The sequence below is a fragment of the Polynucleobacter sp. 39-46-10 genome, assembly GCF_002282275.1.
On sequence record NZ_NCJB01000315.1, the window covers coordinates 1 to 2,584 of the forward strand.

At 44.8% G+C, this 2,584-nt stretch carries 2 protein-coding genes and 1 pseudogene; all 3 read left to right on the forward strand.

Annotated elements, in window-relative coordinates; all coding sequences use genetic code 11:
* On the forward strand, positions 1 to 552 hold a 552-nt coding region (locus tag B7X71_RS14995), incomplete at its 5' end, for a cyanophycin synthetase (protein ID WP_293601265.1).
* Complete coding sequence (murF, locus tag B7X71_RS15000; protein WP_293601266.1) at positions 549 to 2,009, forward strand: UDP-N-acetylmuramoyl-tripeptide--D-alanyl-D-alanine ligase; 1,461 nt, start codon at positions 549 to 551, stop codon at positions 2,007 to 2,009. The genes B7X71_RS14995 and murF, both read left to right, overlap by 4 nt.
* Positions 2,000 to 2,584 (forward strand): annotated as a pseudogene (locus tag B7X71_RS15005) (phospho-N-acetylmuramoyl-pentapeptide-transferase); the annotation flags it as partial. The gene murF and the pseudogene B7X71_RS15005, both read left to right, overlap by 10 nt.

Below are 2,584 nucleotides of genomic sequence, written 5' to 3' on the forward strand. Positions count from 1 at the left end.
CAAGGTATCAGTCTAGGCGAAGCCTCTACGCGTATGAGTAAGCTAAGTGCTGTTCCTGGCCGTATGGAATTGATTCGTTTGAATAAAACGCAAAGAACCGAGGGTCCATTGATAGTTGTGGACTATGCGCATACACCGGATGCACTTACTAAAGCATTGAATGCATTGCGCCCAATTGCAAATCAACGCGATGGAAAAGTTTGGTGTGTCTTTGGTTGTGGTGGTGATCGAGATTCAGGTAAACGCCCGCAAATGGGTAAACTTGCTCAGGAGTTTGCCGATCACATTGTCATTACAAGTGATAACCCAAGATCTGAAGATCCAGAATCCATTATTGCCATGATTCAATCTGGCATGACTGGCAACTTGGCAAATGTGCAAGTACTGCCTGATAGAGCTGCTGCCATCATGGCTGCAGTTCGACATGCTGATATAAAAGATATTGTTTTGGTTGCAGGCAAGGGGCATGAGTCCACTCAAGAAATCAATGGCAAGAAATTTGATTTTTCTGATCAAGAGCATATTCGTTTAGCAGCAGGGGGTGGTTTATGACTACTTTGGTTGCTACCCCAATGACCACGCTTGCTCAGGTACATGCTATGTTGCCAGGCAGTCAGTTGATTCATGCTAATGGCCAGTCTGCATCATCGATCTCTATTGATCATGTGGGTAGTGATAGTCGCCAGGTTCGGCCTGGTGAATTATTTATTGCCTTGTCGGGCGAACGTTTTGATGCACATCATTTCTTGGGGGATGTGGCCACAGCAGGAGCAAGTGGGGCGCTCATTAGTGATAAAGCAGCATGCCCAGAAAATTTAGCGGCAGTTTGTGTCAAGGATGTTAAACAATCTTTGGGCGAGCTAGCAAAGGCATGGCGGGCACAGTTCTCTATTCCGGTGGCTTTAGTAACAGGATCCAATGGTAAGACCACTGTAAAAGAAATGATTGCCTCCATCTTTAAAGCTGCTGTTAGTGAGAAATGCACTCTAGTTACTAAAGGTAATTTCAATAACGATATTGGACTGCCTTTAACTTTGTTACGCATGCGCTCGACTGATCGTTTGGCAGTAATTGAGTTAGGCATGAACCATCCCGGCGAAACAGCAGAGTTAGCTGTCATTGCTCAAGCCAATATTGGGCTGATTAATAATGCTCAGCGCGAGCATCAAGAATTTATGGCAACCGTAGAAGCTGTTGCACAAGAACATGCAACTGCCTTGAGCTCACTTCCTGCGGACGGAGTCGCAGTATTTCCGGCTGATTCTGAATTTTCTAAAGTTTGGTATCAAGCTGCCGCAGGACGTAAGGTGATTGATTTTACTTTGACTACAGATTCTGCTTCAACTAAAGCCTCTGTAGTTGGTAAGTTATTGGCCAGCGGGCGAATTGAGATTTCAACTGATCTTGGCAAGTTTGAGGTTCAACTGAATACATTAGGAAGCCACAATGTTCGCAATGCATTAGCGGCAAGCGCAGTCGCATTGGGTGCTGGCTTAAGTTTGGAGCAGATAAAAGCTGGTCTGGAATCTTTTGTTCCAGTAAATGGACGCATGCAGTCAAAGCCTTTAAGTGTTGGGCGCACTTTGATCGATGATAGTTACAACGCCAACCCGGATTCGGTTAGAGCTGCTATTGATGCACTCAAACAGTCTGGAAATATTTCTTGGTTAGTGCTGGGCGATATGGGTGAGGTAGGTGATCAAGGTCCTGCGTTTCATGAAGAAGTCGGCGCCTATGCTGCTGAGCAGGGCATTAGTAAGTTGTTCGCCTTAGGAGAGCAGTGCAAATTTACTGTTCAGGGATTTAACGAATCAGAGAAGGCCTTGGCTACTAGCGGGGCCACTCACTTCACAACTTTAGATCGCTTGCTCGAAGAGCTCAATTTGGCACTAGCAGACCACGAGTCGAGCAAGCAAATACATTTAGATATTTTGGTTAAGGGATCGCGTTTTATGCGTATGGAGCGGGTAGTACAGGCCTTATTAGAGGAGGCTAAAACATGCTCTTAATATTGGCGCAATGGTTACAGGATGATTATGGATTTTTCCGAGTCTTTAACTACATCACCTTTAGGGCGGTGATGGCAACTGTGACAGCTTTGCTAATCGGGTTAGCAGCTGGCCCGTGGGTTATTCGGAAGTTGGCTGCATTAAAGATGGGTCAAGCAGTTCGTACAGATGGTCCACAAACCCATTTAGTGAAATCAGGCACACCAACCATGGGTGGTGTATTGATTCTTTTGGGTATTTTTATTTCATGCATGTTGTGGGCTGATCTGAGCAATCGCTTTATATGGATTGTGATGATTGTGACTTTTGGATTTGGCTTGGTAGGCTGGGTTGACGATTACCGTAAGGTTGCACGTAAAGATCCTAAGGGAATGGCTTCAAGAGAAAAATTCTTTTGGCAGACTTTGATCGGATTATTCGCCGCTATTTATTTAGCCTTCTCTGTATCGGAAGTGAATAATTTCAAAGTGTTACAACTATTCTTCGATTGGCTTAAAAGTGGCTTTGCTTTAGATCTGCCAGCTAAATCGAACTTACTGATTCCCTTTATGAAAGAAGTGAGCTATCCCTTGGGT